General features: G+C 72.8%; 16 protein-coding genes. 7 read left to right on the top strand and 9 right to left on the bottom strand.

Annotation, left to right across the window (positions count from 1 at the left end):
• Nucleotides 1-48: 48 nt before the first annotated feature.
• Nucleotides 49-1,416 (top strand): alkaline phosphatase PhoX, encoded by a 1,368-nt coding sequence (locus ACWEEU_RS21305; protein WP_451734240.1) that lies wholly within the window; start codon nt 49-51, stop codon nt 1,414-1,416.
• A gap of 39 nt (nt 1,417-1,455) precedes the next feature.
• On the opposite strand, the gene ACWEEU_RS21300 is transcribed toward ACWEEU_RS21305, so the two are convergent.
• From ACWEEU_RS21300 to ACWEEU_RS21265, 8 genes are all read right to left on the bottom strand, one after another.
• Nucleotides 1,456-3,999, bottom strand: a complete 2,544-nt coding sequence (locus tag ACWEEU_RS21300) for a polynucleotide kinase-phosphatase (protein WP_451734238.1) — start codon at nt 3,997-3,999, stop codon at nt 1,456-1,458.
• Nucleotides 3,996-5,582: a 3' terminal RNA ribose 2'-O-methyltransferase Hen1 gene (locus tag ACWEEU_RS21295; protein ID WP_451734236.1), complete on the bottom strand. Its 1,587-nt coding sequence runs from the start codon at nt 5,580-5,582 to the stop codon at nt 3,996-3,998. Before ACWEEU_RS21295 ends, ACWEEU_RS21300 begins: the two co-directional genes overlap by 4 nt.
• The gene (locus ACWEEU_RS21290) at nt 5,573-6,106 is read right to left on the bottom strand and encodes a hypothetical protein (RefSeq protein WP_385745978.1); all 534 of its coding nucleotides are present in this window, start codon (nt 6,104-6,106) and stop codon (nt 5,573-5,575) included. The genes ACWEEU_RS21295 and ACWEEU_RS21290 overlap by 10 nt, the downstream gene beginning before the upstream one ends.
• A 91-nt stretch (nt 6,107-6,197) precedes the next feature.
• Nucleotides 6,198-7,121 (bottom strand): LLM class F420-dependent oxidoreductase, encoded by a 924-nt coding sequence (locus ACWEEU_RS21285; protein WP_385745975.1) that lies wholly within the window; start codon nt 7,119-7,121, stop codon nt 6,198-6,200.
• Between the two features lie 46 nt (nt 7,122-7,167).
• Nucleotides 7,168-7,638, bottom strand: a complete 471-nt coding sequence (locus ACWEEU_RS21280) for a DUF6099 family protein (protein ID WP_385745973.1) — start codon at nt 7,636-7,638, stop codon at nt 7,168-7,170.
• Between the two features lie 209 nt (nt 7,639-7,847).
• Nucleotides 7,848-8,192, bottom strand: coding sequence for a nucleotide pyrophosphohydrolase (locus tag ACWEEU_RS21275; protein ID WP_385745972.1), 345 nt, complete (start codon nt 8,190-8,192; stop codon nt 7,848-7,850).
• Nucleotides 8,189-9,439: an ATP-binding protein gene (locus ACWEEU_RS21270; protein ID WP_451734233.1), complete on the bottom strand. Its 1,251-nt coding sequence runs from the start codon at nt 9,437-9,439 to the stop codon at nt 8,189-8,191. Before ACWEEU_RS21270 ends, ACWEEU_RS21275 begins: the two co-directional genes overlap by 4 nt.
• A gap of 153 nt (nt 9,440-9,592) precedes the next feature.
• Entirely contained in the window at nt 9,593-9,979 is a 387-nt protein-coding gene (locus ACWEEU_RS21265) for a cell division protein SepF (protein WP_385745968.1), read from the bottom strand.
• 239 nt (nt 9,980-10,218) lie between these two features.
• Between ACWEEU_RS21265 and ACWEEU_RS21260 the strand changes: the two genes are divergently transcribed.
• The 5 genes from ACWEEU_RS21260 (at nt 10,219) to ACWEEU_RS21240 (ending at nt 15,962) form a co-directional block, all read left to right on the top strand.
• On the top strand, nt 10,219-12,021 hold the full coding sequence (locus ACWEEU_RS21260; protein ID WP_451734231.1) for a methylmalonyl-CoA mutase family protein: 1,803 nt from the start codon (nt 10,219-10,221) through the stop codon (nt 12,019-12,021).
• Nucleotides 12,021-14,195, top strand: coding sequence for a methylmalonyl-CoA mutase (scpA, locus tag ACWEEU_RS21255; RefSeq protein ID WP_451734229.1), 2,175 nt, complete (start codon nt 12,021-12,023; stop codon nt 14,193-14,195). Before ACWEEU_RS21260 ends, scpA begins: the two co-directional genes overlap by 1 nt.
• A gap of 5 nt (nt 14,196-14,200) precedes the next feature.
• On the top strand, nt 14,201-15,208 hold the full coding sequence (gene meaB, locus ACWEEU_RS21250; protein ID WP_451734227.1) for a methylmalonyl Co-A mutase-associated GTPase MeaB: 1,008 nt from the start codon (nt 14,201-14,203) through the stop codon (nt 15,206-15,208).
• A gap of 34 nt (nt 15,209-15,242) precedes the next feature.
• Complete coding sequence (locus ACWEEU_RS21245) at nt 15,243-15,392, top strand: hypothetical protein (protein ID WP_451734225.1); 150 nt, start codon at nt 15,243-15,245, stop codon at nt 15,390-15,392.
• Between the two features lie 75 nt (nt 15,393-15,467).
• Complete coding sequence (locus ACWEEU_RS21240) at nt 15,468-15,962, top strand: nucleotide triphosphate diphosphatase NUDT15 (protein ID WP_451734223.1); 495 nt, start codon at nt 15,468-15,470, stop codon at nt 15,960-15,962.
• On the opposite strand, the gene ACWEEU_RS21235 is transcribed toward ACWEEU_RS21240, so the two are convergent.
• Nucleotides 15,941-16,798: a helix-turn-helix transcriptional regulator gene (locus tag ACWEEU_RS21235; protein WP_451734221.1), complete on the bottom strand. Its 858-nt coding sequence runs from the start codon at nt 16,796-16,798 to the stop codon at nt 15,941-15,943. The two genes, ACWEEU_RS21240 and ACWEEU_RS21235, sit on opposite strands and share 22 nt — an antisense overlap.
• Nucleotides 16,799-16,899: 101 nt before the next feature.
• On the opposite strand from ACWEEU_RS21235, the gene ACWEEU_RS21230 reads away from it, so the two are divergent.
• A complete protein-coding gene (locus tag ACWEEU_RS21230) occupies nt 16,900-17,607 on the top strand; it encodes an SDR family NAD(P)-dependent oxidoreductase (protein ID WP_385745953.1) in 708 nt (235 codons plus the stop codon).
• Nucleotides 17,608-18,005 lie beyond the last annotated feature (398 nt).

Genomic DNA, 18,005 nt, shown 5'->3' with positions numbered 1-18,005 from the left:
CAGCGGAACGCACGTGTTCCTGTCCGCCAGCAGGAAGGTTGCTCCCGCATGTCCGCATCACGACGTCAGGTCCTGGCCTCCGCGAGCGCGGTGGGGGCGGGCATCGTCTTCACCGGCGCTCTCTCCGAACTCTTCGCGGGCACCGCCGCCGCGCGCTCGCTGGGCCGTACCGGTTACGGTCCGCTCGTCCCCGACCCCGACGGCCTGCTCGACCTGCCGAAGGGCTTCCGCTACCAGGTGCTCTCCCGTGAGGGTGCCCCGCTGCGCTCCGGCGAGGGCCCGGTGCCCTCCCACCACGACGGCATGGCCGCCTTCTCCGGCCGGGGCGGCCGTACCCACCTCGTGCGCAACCACGAGAACCGCCCGACCGCGGAGATCCGGGTGCCGGCCGTCGAGGGGCTCACCTACGACCCGGAGGGCCACGGCGGCTGTACGGCCCTGGAGCTGGACTCACGCAACCGGGTGCTGTCGGAGCGGGTGGCCATCGCCGGTACGGCCGTGAACTGCGCGGGCGGCCGCACCCCCTGGGGCACCTGGCTGACCTGCGAGGAGACCGAGGACCGGGCAGGCGACAACGGCCACACCAAGGACCACGGCTTCATCTTCGAGGTCCACCCCACCGACCCGCACCGCACCGGCGCCGTCCCGCTGACCGCGATGGGCCGCTTCCAGCACGAGGCGATCGCGGTCGACCCGCGCTCCGGCGTCGTCTACGAGACCGAGGACGCCTTCCTCAAGCCCTTCGGCCTCTTCTACCGCTTCCTGCCGCACAAGCCGCTCGGCGGGGTGGGCTCGCTGCGCGCGGGCGGCCGGCTCCAGGCGATGCGGGTGCCCGGGGTGCCCGATCTGTCGGCCGTGCGGGAGACGGGGGCGAGCTTCGACGGCATCGAGTGGGTGGACGTCCCCGACCCGCTGGCCGCCGCCACCCCGACCCGCCTCCAGGACTACGGCTCCGGCGGCATCACCCACGCCCAGAAGCTGGAGGGCTGCTACTGGGGCGGCACCTGCGTCTACTTCGTGTCGTCCTTCGCCCACAGCGCGGAGGGCTCCGCCGCCGACCACTTCGGCCAGATCTGGCGCTACGACCCGCACCGGCGCCGCCTCACCCTGGTGATCGTCTTCGGCCCGGACACGGACGTGCAGTTGCCCGGCGAGTCCCCGGACAACATCTGCCTCGCCCCGAGCGGCGGCCTGATGGTGTGCGAGGACGGCAACGGCGCCCAGCACGTCTTCGGCGTCACCCGGGGCGGCGAGGTCTACGCGATGGCCCGGGGCAGGCAGAACATCGGCACGCCGGAGAAGCCGGAGTGGGGCGAGTTCGCGGGCGTCACCTTCTCCCCCGACGGGGGCACGATGTACGTCAACTGCTACACGCCCGGCACCACGTTCGCGGTGACCGGGCCCTGGCACGGGTAGACCGCCCGGTCGGCGGGCCCGCGCCAGGGGACCGGTCGGTCACAGGCGCGGGTCCACCGGTTCCGACTCCAGCGCGAGCACCCCGAAGACCGCCTCGTGCACCCGCCACAGCGGCTCGCCGTCGGCGAGGCGGTCCAGGGCCTCCAGGCCGAGGGCGTACTCGCGGACCGCGAGGGAGCGCTTGTGGTTCAGGAAGCGCTGCCGGAGGCGGTCGAGGTTGTCCGGGCGGGTGTACTCGGGGCCGTAGATGATCCGCAGGTACTCCCGGCCCCGGCACTTCACGCCGGGCTGCACCAGGCGGCCCTTGTCGTCACGGACCAGGGCGCCGAGCGGCTTGACGACCATGCCCTCACCGCCCCGCCCGGTCATCTCCAGCCACCAGTCGACGCCCGCGCGCACCGACTCCGGGTCGCCGGTGTCGACGTAGAGGCGCCGGGTGGTCTGGAGAAGCCCGGACGAGTCGTGCTCCACCAGCCGGTCGAGGAGGGCCAGTTGCTCGTCGTGCGGGAGTCCGGCGAGGCTGCGGCCCTGCGCCGCGAGCACCTGGAAGGGCGCCAGGCGGACGCCCTCAAGACCGTCGGTGGTCCAGCAGTAGCGGCGGTAGGCGTCGGTGAACGCGGCGGCGTCCACGGCGCGTTCGCGCTGCCGGCCGAGCAGGTCCGCCACGTCGGCACCGCGCGCGGCGGCGGACTCCAGGGCGGCGAGCGCGTCCGGGAAGACCGCACCGGAGGCGGCGCCCACGGCCGCGTACTGGCGGCGCAGCAGCCCGCCCGCCTTCAGCGACCACGGCATCAGCTCGGCGTCCAGCAGAAGCCAGTCGGTGGCGAGTTCGTCCCACAGACCCGCCTCCGTGACCGCCGAGCGGACCCGGCCGAGGATCTCCTCGGTCACCTTCCCGTCGTCGAAGAAGGGGCGCCCGGTGCGGGTGTACAGCGAGCCCGTGCGGCCGTCCTCGACGCCGAACCGCTCGCGCGCGGCCGCCGCGTCCCGGCAGACCAGGGCGACCGCCCGCGAGCCCATGTGCTTCTCCTCGCACACCACCCGCGCGACACCGTCCCGCGCGTACTGCGCGAACGCCTCCACCGGGTGCTCCAGGTACCCCTCCTCCCGCGAGGTCGGGGTCGGGGCCATGGTGGGCGGGAGGTACGGCAGCAGGCGCGGGTCGACCGCGAAGCGGCTCATCACCTCCAGGGCGGCGGCCGCGTTCTCCTCGCGGACGGCGACCCGGCCCAGGTGGCGCGTCTCCACGCCACCGCGTCCGCGCACGTCGGCGAGGTCCAGCGGACGGCCGTCGCGGCCGCCGGGCGCCTCGGTGCGCAGCGGCTTGGCCGGCTCGTACCAGACCCGCTCGGCGGGCACGTCCACCACCTCGCGCTCCGGCCAGCGCAGCGCGGTGAGCTTGCCGCCGAAGACGGCGCCGGTGTCCAGGCAGAGGGTGTTGTTGAGCCAGGTGGCCTCGGGGACCGGGGTGTGGCCGTATACCACGGCGGCGCGGCCCCGGTAGTCCTCGGCCCAGGGGTAGCGCACGGGCAGGCCGAACTCGTCGGTCTCGCCGGTGGTGTCGCCGTACAGGGCGTGCGAGCGGACGCGGCCCGAGGTGCGGCCGTGGTACTTCTCCGGCAGGCCCGCGTGGCAGACGACCAGCCGGCCGCCGTCGAGGACGTAGTGGCTGACCAGTCCGTCCAGGAAGCGGCGCACCTCGTCCTTGAACTCCTCGCTCTCGCCCTCCATCTGGGCGATGGTCTCGGCGAGGCCGTGGGTGTGCTGGACCTTGCGGCCCCTGAGGTGACGGCCGTACTTGTTCTCGTGGTTGCCCGGCACGCACAGCGCGCTGCCGCCGCGGACCATGCCCATGACCCGGCGCAGCACGCCCGGGGAGTCGGGCCCCCGGTCGACCAGGTCGCCGACGAACACGGCGGTACGGCCCTCGGGGTGCACGCCGTCCTCGTAGCCCAACTTGGCCAGCAGCGACTCCAGTTCGGACGAGCAGCCGTGGATGTCGCCGATGATGTCGAACGGGCCGGTGAGGTGGCGCAGGTCGTTGAAGCGCTTCTCGGTGACGACGGTGGCGTGCTCGACCTCCTGCACGCCACGCAGCACATGCACCTTGCGGAAGCCCTCGCGCTCCAAGTGCCGCAGGGAGCGTCGGAGTTCACGGGTGTGTCGCTGGACGACCCGGCGGGGCATGTCGGCGCGGTCGGGCCGGGCCGCGTTGCGCTCGGCGCACACCTCCTCCGGTACGTCGAGCACGATGGCGATGGGCAGCACGTCGTACTGCCTGGCCAGGTCGATCAGTTGACGGCGGGCGTCCTGCTGCACGCTGGTGGCGTCGACGACGGTGCGGCGTCCTGCCGCGAGCCGCTTGCCCGCTATGTAGTGCAGGACGTCGAAGGCGTCACGGGTGGCGCTCTGGTCGTTCTCGTCGTCGGAGACCAGACCCCGGCAGAAGTCGGAGGAGATCACCTCGGTGGGCTTGAAGTGCCGCCGGGCGAAGGTGGACTTGCCGGAGCCGGAGGCGCCCACGAGCACCACCAGGGAGAGGTCGGTGACGGGCAGCACGCGCCCCTCGCTGTTCTCGGTCATGCCGCCTTCGCCTCCTTCTTCTCTTCCTGCGGGGTGGTGTGCCGGTGGAACACGGCCATCTGGGTGGGCGGCCCCACCTCGGGGTCGTCGGGTCCGACGGCACGGAACTCGACGGCGTAGTCGTGCCGTTGGGCGGTGGCTTCCGCCCAGGAACGGAACTCGGCGCGGGTCCACTCGAAGCGGTGGTCGCCGTGCCGGACGTGTCCGGCGGGCAACGACTCCCAGCGGACGTTGTACTCGACGTTCGGGGTCGTCACGACCACCGTGCGCGGCCGGGCGGCGCCGAAGACCGCGTACTCCAGCGCGGGCAGCCGGGGCAGGTCGAGGTGTTCGATCACCTCGCTGAGCACGGCGGCGTCGTACCCCGCGAGCCGCTTGTCGGTGTAGGCCAGCGAGCCCTGGAGCAGGCTGATCCGGGACGCCTGGCGCTCGCCCATGCGGTCCAGTTTCAGCCTGCGCGCGGCGATGGCGAGGGCGCGGGCGGAGACGTCCATGCCGACGATCTCGGTGAACCGGGGGTCCTGGAGCAGCGCGCGCAGCAGGGTGCCCTCGCCGCAGCCGAGGTCGAGGACGCGGGCGGCGCCGGAGTCGTGGAGGGCGGCGAGGATCGCCTCGCGGCGATGGACGGCGAGCGGGAGGGGCTTGGCGTCGGAGGCGGTGCCTTCGGCGGTCCGGGGAGCGTCGGTGGTCCGGGCGGCTTCGGCGGCGGGAGTGCCCGCTTCGGCACCGGTGCCGTCCGCGGCCCCGGTCTCCTCCGTCTCCGGCGTCTCCTGTGCCACCGCGTTGTCGATGTCCTCGACCTCGCTGTCGTCGGCCTCGGCGAGGCGGGCCAGCTCCAGTCGCTCCATCGCCTGGCGGGTCAGGGACCAGCGGCGGGAGAGGTAGCGGCTGGTGATGAGCTTCTGCTCGGGGTGATCCGGCAGCCAGCCCTCACCGGCGCGCAGCAGCTTGTCCACCTCGTCGGCGGAGGCCCAGTAGTGCTTGGCGTCGTCGAGGACCGGGAGCAGGACGTACAGATGGCGCAGCGCCTCGGCCAGGGTGAGGGTGTCGGACTCCAGGACCAGCCGGACGTAGCGCGAGTCGCCCCACTCCGGGAAGCGGGTGTCCAGCGCGACGGGTTCGACGCCCACGGTCCAGCCGAGCGGCTCGAAGAGGCGCCGTACCAGCTCCGGGCCGCCCCGGGCGGGCAGCGCTGGCACCTCGACGCGCAGCGGCAGCGGGGCGGCGGCGCGCTCCGGGCGGGCCTTGCAGACGCCGCGCATGGCGCTGGAGAAGACCGAGCTGAGCGCGACCGCGAGGAGCGAGGAGGCCGCGTAGGGGCGGTCGTTGACGTACTGCGCGAGCGCGGTGTCGGGCGCGCCGCCCCGGCCCTTCCCCTTGCCCTTGCGGACCAGCGCGACGGGATCGATCTCCAGCAGCAGCGCCGCCGTGCAGCGCTCGGCGTCCGCCTGGGGGTAGAAGACGTGCGCCGTGCCGTGGGACGTGGCGAACGTCTGGGCGTGATCGGGGTGCTTGTGCAGCAGATACCCGAGGTCGGTGGCCGGGGTGGCGGCGGTGCCGCGCGTGGAGATCGTCAGGAACACCTGTCCGAGTCTGGTGGATCGTCCACCGTGGTGACCAGTGGTTTTCGCAGAGCGATACGGGCTCTGTGTTCACTGATCCCGCCCATGGTGATCACCAGGCCGAAGGCGGTCAGCGCGGAGACGGCGACGGAGGTGTTGAGCCAGAAGTAGGCGTTCGTGCTCGGGCCGGTGCTGCCGTCGTCGAGGACGCAGTCGAAGCCGAGGGGGAGGTAGGAGCCCCGCTGGCCCCTCAGCCGGTCCATCGAGTAGTCGTCCCGGCACTCCTGGGCGGGAGTGGAGTCCGCGCCGTGGGACGACTCGTTCACGGAGATCGCGACGCTTCCGGCACCGAGGAAGTAGAGGATCAGCGCCGCCGCCCCCGCCATCCAGGCTCCCCAGCGCAGCAGGCCGTACCGCCAGTCGGGGCGGCGTCCCGGGAGCGCGACCGAGACGATCTTGCCGAGCAGGACGACAGGCCAGACGAGGGCCCCGATGGCGGCCGGGAACAGCATCATGACGAAGACGAGCGAGCGCAACGCTTCCATCGCCCGAGACGACCATCACGGCCCGCCAGGGGCCGTGATGGAAGCCACAGTTCCGGTCACAGGACCGTCACAGCCGACCTCGGGGACCGCTCTACGAGAGCTGGGGCATGACCTCGGCGGAGATCAGCTCCAACTGGTCGAGGTCGGTCAGGTCCAGGAGCTGGAGGTAGATCCGCTCGGAGCCGGTCTCGGCGTAGCGGCCGATCTTCTCGACGACCTCGGCCGGGGTGCCCGCCAGGCCGTTGGCCTTCAGCTCCTCGGGCTCGCGGCCGATGGCGGCGGCGCGGCGGGCGACCTCCTGGTCGTCACGGCCGACGCACACCACGAGCGCGTTGGAGTAGACGAGCGAGTCGGGCGCGCGCCCCTCCTCCTCGACGGCGGCGCGGACCCGGCCGAACTGGCGGGCGGAGTCCTCGACGGAGGCGAAGGGGATGTTGAACTCGTCCGCGAAGCGTGCCGCGAGGCGCGGGGTGCGCTTCGCGCCGTGGCCGCCGATGATCACCGGCACCTTGGACTGGGCGGGCTTGGGCAGCGCGGGCGACTCGGTGAGGTCGTAGTACTTCCCGTGGAAGTCGTACGTCTTGCCGGCCTCGGTCGCCCACAGCCCGGTGACGATCTCGAGCTGCTCCTCCAGGCGGGCGAACTTGTCCTTGGGGAACGGGATGCCGTACGCCTTGTGCTCGTCCTCGAACCAGCCCGCACCCAGGCCGAGTTCGACACGGCCGTCGGACATCTGGTCCACCTGGGCGACCTGGATGGCGAGCACGCCGGGCAGCCGGAAGGTGCCGGCCGTCATGAGCGTGCCGAGGCGGATGCGCCGGGTCTCGCGAGCGAGGCCCGCCAGGGTGATCCAGGCGTCGGTGGGGCCGGGCAGACCGCTGACGTTGCCCATGCGGAGGTAGTGGTCGGAGCGGAAGAAGGCGTCGAAACCGAGGTCCTCGGTGGCCTTCGCCACGGTCAGCAAGGTGTCGTAGGTGGCCCCCTGCTGGGGCTCGGTGAAGATTCGAAGGTCCATACATCCATCCTGCAACACCCGCGCGCCCTACCAGCGGCAACCCCGCTCAGCCCGCCTCTCTGTCATGCACCATCTCCTCCCGTGCCGCGAGCTTGCGCAGCATCTCCAGAACTCGGTCGCGGGACTCGTCGGCGGCGTCGATGGCCTCCATGCACTGCCAGTACGTCGTCTCGTCCGCCGCCGCGCTGGCCATGCCGACCAGGGCGATGCCCACCTCGCCGAGGAGTCCGCACAGGCACAGCAGGGTCTGGCGGGCGTCGGCGAGTTCGGTGAGCTGGGCGGCGCGCAGGTCGCCCAGCTCCAGCTCGGGAGGGTCCAGGACGCCGCAGCCCCGGCCCGCCAGCTCGGTGAGCCCCAGCGCCTCCCCGCGCAGCTCCGGCGGACCGGAGACCGCGAGGCGGCTGCCTATCGCCTGGGCCAGGGCCTGTGCCTGCCACACCTCCACCATGCCCTCGGGCGCCTCGGCCTCCTCCGCCAGGGCACGCCTGCTCGTCTCGATGAGCCGCACCGCATCCATCCGCTGCCCCCGGTTCGCCGAAGTTGCCGTACACCTGTCCGCACTCTTTCTGTTCACTACCCAGAGTGAGGGTGCTTGGTGCGAAAAGCCAGAGGAAGGCGGAAATCTGTGGACAACAATTCGGAATCGGCAGGGAGATTGACTCCATAGAGTGACAACGGAGTCTGATAGTCCGGTTATTGAGGGACGCCGCCCCTCCCCCGCCCACCTCAGGCGACCCCTCCGTCGCCTCCCACCGGAAACCGCTTCTCGTTCCGCTCGATCTTGGCCGCGAGCGCCGTCAGCGGGTCGACGCCGAGCACCTCGCACAACTGGAGGAGATAGGCGAGCACGTCGGCCACCTCGTCGGTGACACGGTGCGCGGTGTCCGGGTCCGCCATCACCCGGGACGACTCCTCGGGCGTCAGCCACTGGAAGATCTCCAGCAGTTCGGACGCCTCGACGCTGAGCGCGGAGACGAGGTTCTTGGGGGTGTGGTACGGCTGCCAGTCGCGCGCGGCGGCGAACTCGGCCAGCCTGCGCTGGAGTCCGGGGAGATCGGGGCGTTCGGTCACGCCCCCAGGTGTACCACCGTGACGCCCGGCGTCCCCGAGGCCCAGGTCGCGTCGTTCACCGCCCCCACGCAGCGGACGTGGCCCCGCTCGCCCATCCGGGCCGCGAGGGCGAGGAGTTCGCGGCGCCGGCCGGGATCGAGGCAGCGGTCGAAGCCGTCGGCCAGCACGGTGAGGGTGCGCAGCGCGTCGGGCACCTCCCCCGGCGCGTCCACGTCCAGCACGCCGGGACCGGTCATCAGCACGAGGGCGAGGGCGATGTAGCGCAGCTCGCCCTCGCCGAGGCGGGCCAGGTCGGTGCGGTGGCCGTCACCCCGGTCGAGCAGCGCCCGCACCGTGCCGTCCGCAAGCCGTTCGGCCAGCAGGTCGGCGACCGGGCCCGCGCAGCCCGCGCGCACCGTCTCGACCAGCAGGGCGTGCCGCCGCCCGCATTCGGTGCGGGTGCGGGCGACGACGTCGGCCAGGTTGTCGCAGCCCGGCAGCAGATGTCCCGACCCGCTGGGGACGGGTACGCGCATGAACTCGGGGCGCGGATCGCAGGGGAAGACCGAGCGCAGCGCGACGACCATCTGCTCTGCCGCCGCCAGCACCCGGCGCTGCCCGTCGGTCGCCCCGGCCACGCGCAGGGGCAGCAGCGGGGTGCCCAGGCGGTCGTCGGGGAGCGGGGCGCGGGTCACCGGGGCGGCGCCCGCCGTGTGCCAGGCGGCCTGCACGGCCCGGCGCGCCGGATCGCGCAGCGCGGTCTCCAGCAGGACCACCCCGCGCGCCGTCAGCCGCTCCCCCACGATCCTGAGCTGCGGCTCGGCCTGGACCGCGACGTCGAGCAGCACCGGCCCGGCGACCCCGTCCGCCGTACAGCCGATGCGGAAGCCGCGCCTGCCCTCGCGGTCCGGGCGCGCCCGCTCGGGCACCCAGGCGAGCGGGTCCGGGAACACCTCCGCCAGGCGCGCGCCGCCGCCGAGCCGGGCCAGCGCCTCGAAGGCCGCGAGGGCGGTGGACTTGCCCGTACCGCTGGGCCCGGCGAACAGGGTGACGGCGCCGAGCGGGAACGCGGCCCGGCGGTGCCCGGCGAAGGCGGACAGCCGCAGTTCGGTGATCCGGGCGCGGACGTCGGTGAGGGCGCCGAGATCGGGGTCCGCCGACGCGGCGGGTCCGGCGGCGCGTTCCGCGGAAGTCGCGGCAGGCGGCGCGGCGAACGGCTCGCCGGGGGCTCCGGCGGACGGCTCGGCGGTCAGGGAAGGCACGGGCATACGCGGACCGTAGGACCGCCCCGGACCGGCGAACCGTTTTGTCCCGCGGACCTTCCCACGATCGGGCGACCGGGTCAAAACGGGGCACACCGTCCACCCCGGCCAAGTCCTACGACCCTACGAGCGGCACGCGCGAGGGGTCGTGACGGCTCCTCAGCCGCCCGACGCCTCCATGCCCATCAGCCCGCTGACCTCGGTCCCGGGCGGCGTCAGCAGGAAGACGTTCCGGTCCACCCGGTGCATCCCGCTGGCCAGGCCGAAGACGACGCCGGTGCTGAAGTCGAGGACGCGCTTGGCGACCTCGGTCTCCGCGCTGGACAGGTCGAGCAGTACCGGGATGCCGGCCATCAGGGTCTCGGCCACGTCGCGCGCGTCCGCGAACACATTGACCCTCAGGACGACGAAGCGGCGGCGTGTCTCGGTGTCGGCGTCCGGCAGCGAGCGGTGGTTCACCGCGGACGGCCACGCGTCCCGGCCCCGCAGCGGCACGACCTGGGCGAGCCCTTCCCACTGTTCATCGGTGACGTCGTAACGGCTCACCGGCTCCCCCTGACCTGACTCGCTTGCGATGCCTGCACCTGCCAATTCTTACGCCAAGTCACCCGTTCAGCCCAACAGCGACACACTGTGCGACCCCCCGCATGTCCGCTCGCGGCGCCATCCGCCGTGCGCACGGCGCCACATGGCCCGTCCAGAGGTCCGGATCACAACCGCAACGAGGGAAACGTCACAGCCCGGCCTTCTGCTGTCATCTGAGCCCCCTGTCCTAACATCCGAGCATGACGGTCCTGCCTGACGACGGGCTCTCCCTGGCCGCCGAGTTCCCTGACGCGACGCACGAGCAGTGGCAACGCCTGGTCGAGGGTGTACTGCGCAAGTCCGGCAAGGAAGTCTCCGGCGGCGCGGCTGAGGACGCCCTGTCCACGACGCTGGAGGACGGGCTGCGCACCCGCCCGCTGTACACCGCGCGCGACGCCGCCCCCGACCCCGGGCTGCCGGGCTTCGCCCCGTTCACGCGCGGCGGCAGGCCCGAGGGCAACACCGCGGGCGGCTGGGACGTACGGCAGCGGCACGCCACGCTCGGCGACGGCACCGTGCTGGCCGACCTGGAGAACGGCGCCACCTCGCTCTGGCTGGTCCTGGGCGAGGGCGGCATCCCCGTCGCGGACCTCGGCCGGGCGCTCGACGGCGTCTATCTGGACCTCGCGCCCGTCGTGCTGGACGCGGGCGCCGACACCGAGGCCGCCGCGTCCGCGCTGCTGCGGCTGTACGAGGAGCGGGGCGTGGCCCCCGAGGCCGTACGCGGCAGCCTCGGCGCCGACCCGCTGGGCCACGAGGCCCGCACCGGCACTGCGCTGGACTTCGCCCCCGTGGCCGCGCTCGCCAAGCGGGTGGCCGAGGCGTACCCGGGGCTGCGCACGCTCACGGTGGACGCGCTGCCGTACCACGAGGCGGGCGGCTCGGCCGCGCAGGAGCTGGGTGCCTCGCTGGCCACCGCCGTGACGTGTCTGCGGGAGCTGACCGAGGCCGGGCTGAGCGTCGAACAGGCGGCCGCTCAAATGGAGTTTCGGTACGCGGCCACCGCCGACCAGTTCCTGACCGTCGCCAAGCTGCGCGCCGCGCGCCGGCTGTGGGCGCGGGTGGCGGAGGTGTGCGGGGCTCCGGGCGCGCAGACCCAGCACGTGGTGACCTCGCCGGTGATGATGTCCCGCCGCGACCCGTGGGTGAACATGCTGCGCACCACGGTCGCCACCCTGGCGGCCGGGGTGGGCGGCGCCGACTCGGTGACCGTGCTGCCCTTCGACCACGCCCTCGGTCTCCCCGACGCGTTCGCCCGCCGTATCGCGCGCAACACCTCCACGATCCTGCTGGAGGAGTCGCATCTGGCCCGGGTGATCGACCCTGCGGGCGGCTCCTGGTACGTGGAGCGACTGACCGACGAACTCGCCAAAGCCGCTTGGGAGTTCTTCCGCTCCATCGAGCAGGACGGCGGCCAGGCGGCCGTGCTGCGCTCGGGCAGGCTCCGCGAGGACCTCGCGAAGACCTGGCGGGAGCGGTCCGCGAAGCTCGCCAAGCGGCGCGAACCCATCACGGGTGTCAGCGAGTTCCCGTTCCTGGCGGAGAAGCCGGTCGTGCGCGAGCCCGCCCCCGAACCGCGCTCCGGCGGTCTGCCGCGCGTGCGCCGGGACGAGGCGTACGAGGCGCTGCGGGCCCGCTCGGACGCCCATCTCGCGGCCACCGGTACCCGTCCCCGCGTCTACCTCGCCACGCTCGGGCCCGCCGCCGAGCACACCGCGCGCGCCTCCTTCGCCGCCAACCTCTTCCAGGCGGGCGGCATCGAACCCGTCGCCGCCGGGAAGTTCGAGGACAGCGGCGCCACCGAGGCGGTCCTCTGCTCCAGCGACAGCCGGTACGCGGAGGAGGCCGAGCGGGCCGCCGAGGCGCTGCGCGCGGCGGGCGCCCGCCATGTGGCCCTGGCCGGACGCCCCGCCGGGTACGCGGGCGTCGACAGTTACGTCTTCGCGGGCTGCGACGCCGTCGCCGTACTGTCCGCGACTCTCGACCGCATGGGAGTGTCCTGATGGGAATCCCCGACTTCTCCGGGATCGAGCTGGGCACCCCGGCCGTGGACGGTGGTGCCGAGGAGTGGCGGGCCGCCGTCGAGCGGGCGACCGGGGGCGGTGAGCCGGTGTGGGAGACCCCCGAGGGCATCGGGGTGAAGGCGCTGTACACCGGGCGGGACCTGGAGGGCCTGGACTTCCTGGAGACGTACCCGGGCATCGCGCCGTATCTGCGCGGTCCTTACCCGACGATGTACGTCAACCAGCCCTGGACGATCCGGCAGTACGCGGGTTTCTCCACGGCCGAGGAGTCCAACGCGTTCTACCGGCGCAACCTCGCGGCCGGGCAGAAGGGTCTGTCGGTCGCCTTCGACCTGCCCACGCACCGGGGTTACGACAGCGACCACCCGCGCGTGACCGGTGACGTCGGCATGGCGGGCGTGGCCATCGACTCGATCCTGGACATGCGGCAGCTGTTCGACGGGATTCCGCTGGACCGGATGACCGTGTCGATGACGATGAACGGCGCCGTGCTGCCGGTGCTGGCGCTCTACATCGTGGCGGCGGAGGAACAGGGCGTACCGCCCGAGAAGCTGGCCGGGACCATCCAGAACGACATCCTCAAGGAGTTCATGGTCCGCAACACCTACATCTATCCGCCGAAGCCGTCGATGCGGATCATCTCCGACATCTTCGCGTACACCTCGCAGCGGATGCCGCGCTACAACTCCATCTCCATCTCCGGCTATCACATCCAGGAGGCCGGTGCGACGGCCGACCTGGAGCTGGCGTACACCCTCGCGGACGGCGTGGAGTACCTCCGCGCCGGGCGTGAAGCGGGCCTGGACGTGGACGCGTTCGCGCCCCGGCTTTCGTTCTTCTGGGCGATCGGCATGAACTTCTTCATGGAGATCGCCAAGCTGCGCGCGGCCCGGCTCCTTTGGGCCAAGCTGGTCGGGCAGTTCGATCCGCAGAACGCCAAGTCCCTTTCGCTGCGCACCCATTCGCAGACGTCGGGCTGGTCGCTGACCGCGCAGGACGTGTTCAACAACGTCACGCGGACGTGTGTCGAGGCGATGGCGGCGACCCAGGGTCACACCCAGTCGCTGCACACCAACGCCCTCGACGAGGCACTGGCGTTGCCGACCGACTTCTCGGCGCGGATCGCGCGCAACACGCAGTTGCTGATCCAGCAGGAGTCCGGCACCACGCGGGTCATCGACCCGTGGGGCGGCAGCGCGTACGTGGAGCGGCTGACGTACGACCTCGCGCGCAAGGCGTGGCAGCACATCCAGGAGGTCGAGGCGGCGGGCGGCATGGCGCAGGCCATCGACGCGGGCATCCCGAAGCTGCGCGTGGAGGAGGCGGCGGCGCGCACCCAGGCGCGGATCGACTCGGGGCGTCAGCCGGTGATCGGCGTGAACAAGTACCGGGTGGACTCCGACGAGCAGATCGAGGTCCTCAAGGTCGACAACTCCTCGGTGCGCGCGCAGCAGATCGAGAAGCTGCGGCGGCTGCGCGCGGAGCGGGACGACGTCGCGTGCCGGGCCGCGCTCGACGCGCTGACCCGGGCGGCGGACGGCGAGGGCAACCTGCTGGAGCTGGCCGTGAACGCGGCGCGCGCGAAGGCGACGGTGGGCGAGATCTCGGACGCCCTGGAGAAGGTGTACGGCCGGCACGCGGGGCAGATCCGTACGATCTCCGGCGTGTACCGCAACGAAGCAGGGGAGTCGCCCTCCGTGGACCGCACCCGTGCCCTGGTGGACGCCTTCGAGGAGGCCGAGGGCCGTCGGCCGCGCATCCTGGTCGCCAAGATGGGCCAGGACGGGCACGACCGGGGCCAGAAGGTGATCGCGACCGCCTTCGCCGACCTGGGATTCGACGTGGACGTCGGCCCGCTGTTCCAGACGCCGGAGGAGGTCGCCCGGCAGGCGGTCGAGGCGGACGTGCACGTGGTCGGGGTGTCCTCGCTGGCCGCGGGGCACCTCACGCTGGTCCCGGCGCTGAAGGAGAAGCTGGCCGAGGAGGGCCGGGAGGACATCATGATCGTGGTGGGCGGGGTGATCCCGCCGCAGGACGTGCCGACGCTGCTGGAGATGGGCGCGACGGCGGTGTTCCCGCCGGGCACGGTCATCCCGGACGCGGCGCACGACCTGGTGCGTCGGCTCGCCGCCGACCTCGGCCACGCCCTGTAGCCCCGATGGCCGCGATGGATCTCGACGCCTATGTGAAGGGTGTGCTCGACGGGAAGCGGGCCGTGGTGGCCCGCGCCATCACGCTCGTGGAGTCCACCCGATCGCAACACCGGTCGCTGGCACAGGAGTTGCTGACCCAACTGCTGCCGCACAGCGGGCGGGCGCGGCGGATCGGGGTGAGCGGGGTGCCGGGCGTGGGCAAGTCCACGTTCATCGACGCGTTCGGCACCATGCTGACCTCGCTGGGGCACCGGGTGGCGGTGCTCGCCGTGGACCCGTCCTCGACGCGCACCGGCGGCTCGATCCTGGGCGACAAGACCCGCATGGAACGGCTGGCCGTCGACCCTGGCGCCTTCGTCCGCCCCTCCCCCAGCGCGGGCACGCTCGGCGGGGTGGCCAAGGCGACGCGGGAGTCCATGATCGTCATGGAGGCGGCGGGCTACGACGTGATCCTGGTCGAGACCGTCGGCGTCGGCCAGTCGGAGACCGCGGTCGCCGACATGGTCGACTCCTTCCTGCTCCTCACCCTCGCCCGCACCGGCGACCAGCTCCAGGGCATCAAGAAGGGCGTCCTGGAGCTCGCGGACGTCATCGCCGTCAACAAGGCGGACGGCCCGCACGAGCGGGACGCGAAGACGGCCGCACGTGAACTCGCGGGCGCGCTGCGGCTGATGCACGGCAAGGACGCGTTCTGGACTCCGCCGGTGCTGCACTGCAGCGCGCGCGAGGGCGCCGGGCTCGACACGGTGTGGGAGCGCCTGGAACAGCACCGCACCCTGCTCGACTCCACGGGCCGGCTCGGCGCCAAGCGGCGCGACCAGCAGGTCGGCTGGACCTGGACCATGGTCCGCGACGAACTCCTGGGCCGTCTGCGTTCGGACCCGGCGGTCCGGGAGACCGCGCCGGAGCTGGAACAGCGGGTACGGGAGGGGACGTTGACGGCGACGCTGGCGGCGGAGCGGATTCTGCGGGCGTTCGAGGACGGGATGCGGCGGGGGCCTGAGCGGACCTGAGGCTGCTCCCGGGCGGCTCGGCACTCGTCGGGACATGGACGGCCGTCCCCGGCACCATGTCCTCGACGCCGACGACCAGGTGGTCGACGGGATCCGCCTCGCGCCCGGCGACGAGGTCGCCGACCTCGACGGCAGCCTCGGTGCCGTCCGCCCCGTCACCCTGCCGCCGGCGCCACGCCGGTGAGGGTGACCCCGGAACCGGACCTGGGTGCGACAGGCAGACTGGGGGTCCGGGCGTGGCAGAAGGAGCGATGAGAACGTGACAGAGACCGAGCGGGTCCCCTACGCCGACAAGGGACGTCCCTCGCCGCACGCGCTCACCGGCGCGGGTGTCGTCGTGACCGACGCGGCCGGCCGGGTGCTGCTGGGCTGGTCCAGGAAGCGTGAGGTGTGGGAGCTGCCGGGCGGCAAGAACGACCCGGGTGAGGACTTCACGGCGGCGGGCGTACGGGAGCTGGCCGAGGAGACGGGTCTGCGGGCCGACCCGGGCACGACCCGGACGCTGGCCCTGCTGATGGACTCCCTCCACGGGTTCCCCCGGCTGACCGCCGCCGTCCGTGTGCACGCCTTCACCGGCGAACCGGAGGTCAGGGAACCGGCGTTGATCGACCGCTGGCAGTGGCACGACCCCGCCGACCTGCCCGTGCTGCCCGAGCCGCTGTTCACCCCGAGCGCGCATGTGATCGACACGGTGTGGCCGGGGCTGCTGCCGTGTCTGCCGCCGGTGTACCGCTATCCGGTGGCGCCGGGCTGAGTCTCCACCCGCTGCGTGCCCCACACCATGAGCAGCGCCAGCCGTTCGGCGTCCTCCGTGCCGGGTTCCGCCGTGTAGACCATGATCCGCAGGTCGCTGCCCGCTACCGAGAGGATGTCGCAGTCGAGGGTCACCGGTCCGACGGCCGGATGGTCGATGGTCTTGCGGGCGGCCTCGTGGACGCCGACCGTGCCCGAATCCCACAGGCGCGCGAACTCCGGGCTGCCGTCGCGCAGTTCGGCCACCAGGTCACGCAGGTCACGGTCGGCGGGGTAGCGGGCGGCGGCCGCGCGGAGGTCGGCGACGAGGGCGGACTCGAAGGCGGCGCGGGCCTCGGGGGTGTAGGTGACGGGTGCGCCGGGCCCGAGGAAGTGGCGCCAGACGCCGTTGAGTTCGCGGCCGCGCCAGCGTGTGGAGTCACCCATCAGCGCGGCGTAGGGCGGGTTGGCGGCGAGCAGGGTCCAGGTGGCGTCGTGGACGGCGACCGGGGTGTGGGCCAGCCGGTCGAGCAGGCGGTGCACGCTGGGCGGGATGAAGACGGGCACCGTCCTCGGTCCGGGCGGTGCGAGTCCGGCGAGGCGGTGGAGGTGGTCCCGTTCCTCCCCCGAGAGCCGCAGCGCGCGCGTGAGCGCCTGCACGACCTGCGAGGAGGGGTTGCTCGCGCGGCCCTGCTCCAGCCGGGTCACGTAGTCGACGGAGATCCCCGCGAGCTGCGCCAGCTCCTCGCGGCGCAGCCCGGCCGCCCGTCTGCGGCCACCGGCGGGCAGTCCCACGTCACCGGGGGCCAGCCGGTCCCGCCAGCGGCGGATCGCGTCGCCCAGGTCCGTGGTCGTCATGCCCCCAGTGTGCCGCCGCGCGGCGGTGCGTGCCTGGTACCGCCAGTCCCAGGAAAAGCGGTCTTCTGGCTGGTGGCGGGCGTCCGGCGCAGGCTGGAGTCATGACGAGAACACTGATCACCGGAGCCAACAAGGGCATCGGCCGCGAGACCGCCCGCCGTCTGCTCGCCGCCGGGCACACCGTCTACGTCGGCGCCCGCGACCCCGAGCGGGGGCGGCGCGCCGCCGAGGAGCTGGGCGCCCGTTTCGTCCCGCTCGACGTCACCGACGACGCGTCCGTGGCCGCCGCGGTGAAGACCATCGAGGCGGAGGGCGGCCTGGACGTGCTGGTCAACAACGCCGGGATCGAGCCGCGCCACCCCGACGGCGGCTTCGTCCTGGCCGCCGAGACCACCGCCGACGACGTGCGGACCGTCTTCGAGACGAACGTCTTCGGCGCCGTGCGCACCCTGCACGCCTTCCTGCCCCTGCTGCTGCGCTCGGACCACCCGGTGGTGGTCAACGTCAGCAGCGGCCTCGCCCACACCCCGGCCCTGGCCGACCCCGCGGCCTTCGAGCACTTCTACCCGAGCCTGGCCTACCCGGCCTCCAAGGCCGCCCTGAACATGCTCACCGTGCAGTACGCCAAGGCGTTCGACGGCATCCGGATCAACGCCGCCGATCCCGGTTTCACCGCCACCGACCTCAACCACCACACCGGCACCCAGAGCGTCGAGGAGGGCGCCGAGGTCGTCGTCCGTCTGGCCTGCGTGGGCCCGGACGGACCGACGGGGACGTTCCGGAACGCGGCGGGGGTGCTGCCGTGGTGAGCCGCGCGAACGGGTGATCCGAGGAGCCGCCGACGGTTCCCGCGTTCACAGACGTGTCGAAATCTTCACCGGATCGCCTCAGCCCCCGGCACCCCCTCCGGGCCCCTCGCAGGGCCGCGCGGGAGCGCCGGGGGTGCGGTATTCGGCCTGGCGGCGTCTGGTCCAAGTACCGCACTCGGTACGCGAGATCACGCATATCCGTACTTTCGTTCGGCGTTGCGAGGACTACGTTACGGACCGTATTCTCACCATCGTCAATGAGCTGCCGGCGATGCGCGGCAGCACCCCGCGGCGGACCGGGAGGGGCGCCCCAGGACCAACGTCTTGCTCCAGCGCGCGACTCACGGCCCGACCACCGCCCGCACCGACGATCCGCCCCGGACGCGACGCGTGGGCGC

The organism is Streptomyces sp. NPDC005004 (assembly GCF_053600675.1).
Note: the sequence above shows the minus strand (reverse complement) of the source record. Positions and strands in the feature narration are given on the sequence as shown.

What these genes read in the sequence shown, in the direction of transcription:
- ACWEEU_RS21260 (WP_451734231.1), top strand. Translation starts at nt 10,219, where the DNA reads ATGACGGTCCTGCCTGACGACGGGCTCTCCCTGGCCGCCGAGTTCCCT.
- ACWEEU_RS21230 (WP_385745953.1), top strand. Translation starts at nt 16,900, where the DNA reads ATGACGAGAACACTGATCACCGGAGCCAACAAGGGCATCGGCCGCGAG.
- ACWEEU_RS21235 (WP_451734221.1), bottom strand. Translation starts at nt 16,798, where the DNA reads ATGACGACCACGGACCTGGGCGACGCGATCCGCCGCTGGCGGGACCGG.
- ACWEEU_RS21270 (WP_451734233.1), bottom strand. Translation starts at nt 9,439, where the DNA reads ATGCCCGTGCCTTCCCTGACCGCCGAGCCGTCCGCCGGAGCCCCCGGC.
- scpA (WP_451734229.1), top strand. Translation starts at nt 12,021, where the DNA reads ATGGGAATCCCCGACTTCTCCGGGATCGAGCTGGGCACCCCGGCCGTG.
- ACWEEU_RS21280 (WP_385745973.1), bottom strand. Translation starts at nt 7,638, where the DNA reads ATGGATGCGGTGCGGCTCATCGAGACGAGCAGGCGTGCCCTGGCGGAG.
- ACWEEU_RS21290 (WP_385745978.1), bottom strand. Translation starts at nt 6,106, where the DNA reads ATGGAAGCGTTGCGCTCGCTCGTCTTCGTCATGATGCTGTTCCCGGCC.
- ACWEEU_RS21245 (WP_451734225.1), top strand. Translation starts at nt 15,243, where the DNA reads ATGGACGGCCGTCCCCGGCACCATGTCCTCGACGCCGACGACCAGGTG.
- meaB (WP_451734227.1), top strand. Translation starts at nt 14,201, where the DNA reads ATGGCCGCGATGGATCTCGACGCCTATGTGAAGGGTGTGCTCGACGGG.
- ACWEEU_RS21300 (WP_451734238.1), bottom strand. Translation starts at nt 3,999, where the DNA reads ATGACCGAGAACAGCGAGGGGCGCGTGCTGCCCGTCACCGACCTCTCC.
- ACWEEU_RS21285 (WP_385745975.1), bottom strand. Translation starts at nt 7,121, where the DNA reads ATGGACCTTCGAATCTTCACCGAGCCCCAGCAGGGGGCCACCTACGAC.
- ACWEEU_RS21305 (WP_451734240.1), top strand. Translation starts at nt 49, where the DNA reads ATGTCCGCATCACGACGTCAGGTCCTGGCCTCCGCGAGCGCGGTGGGG.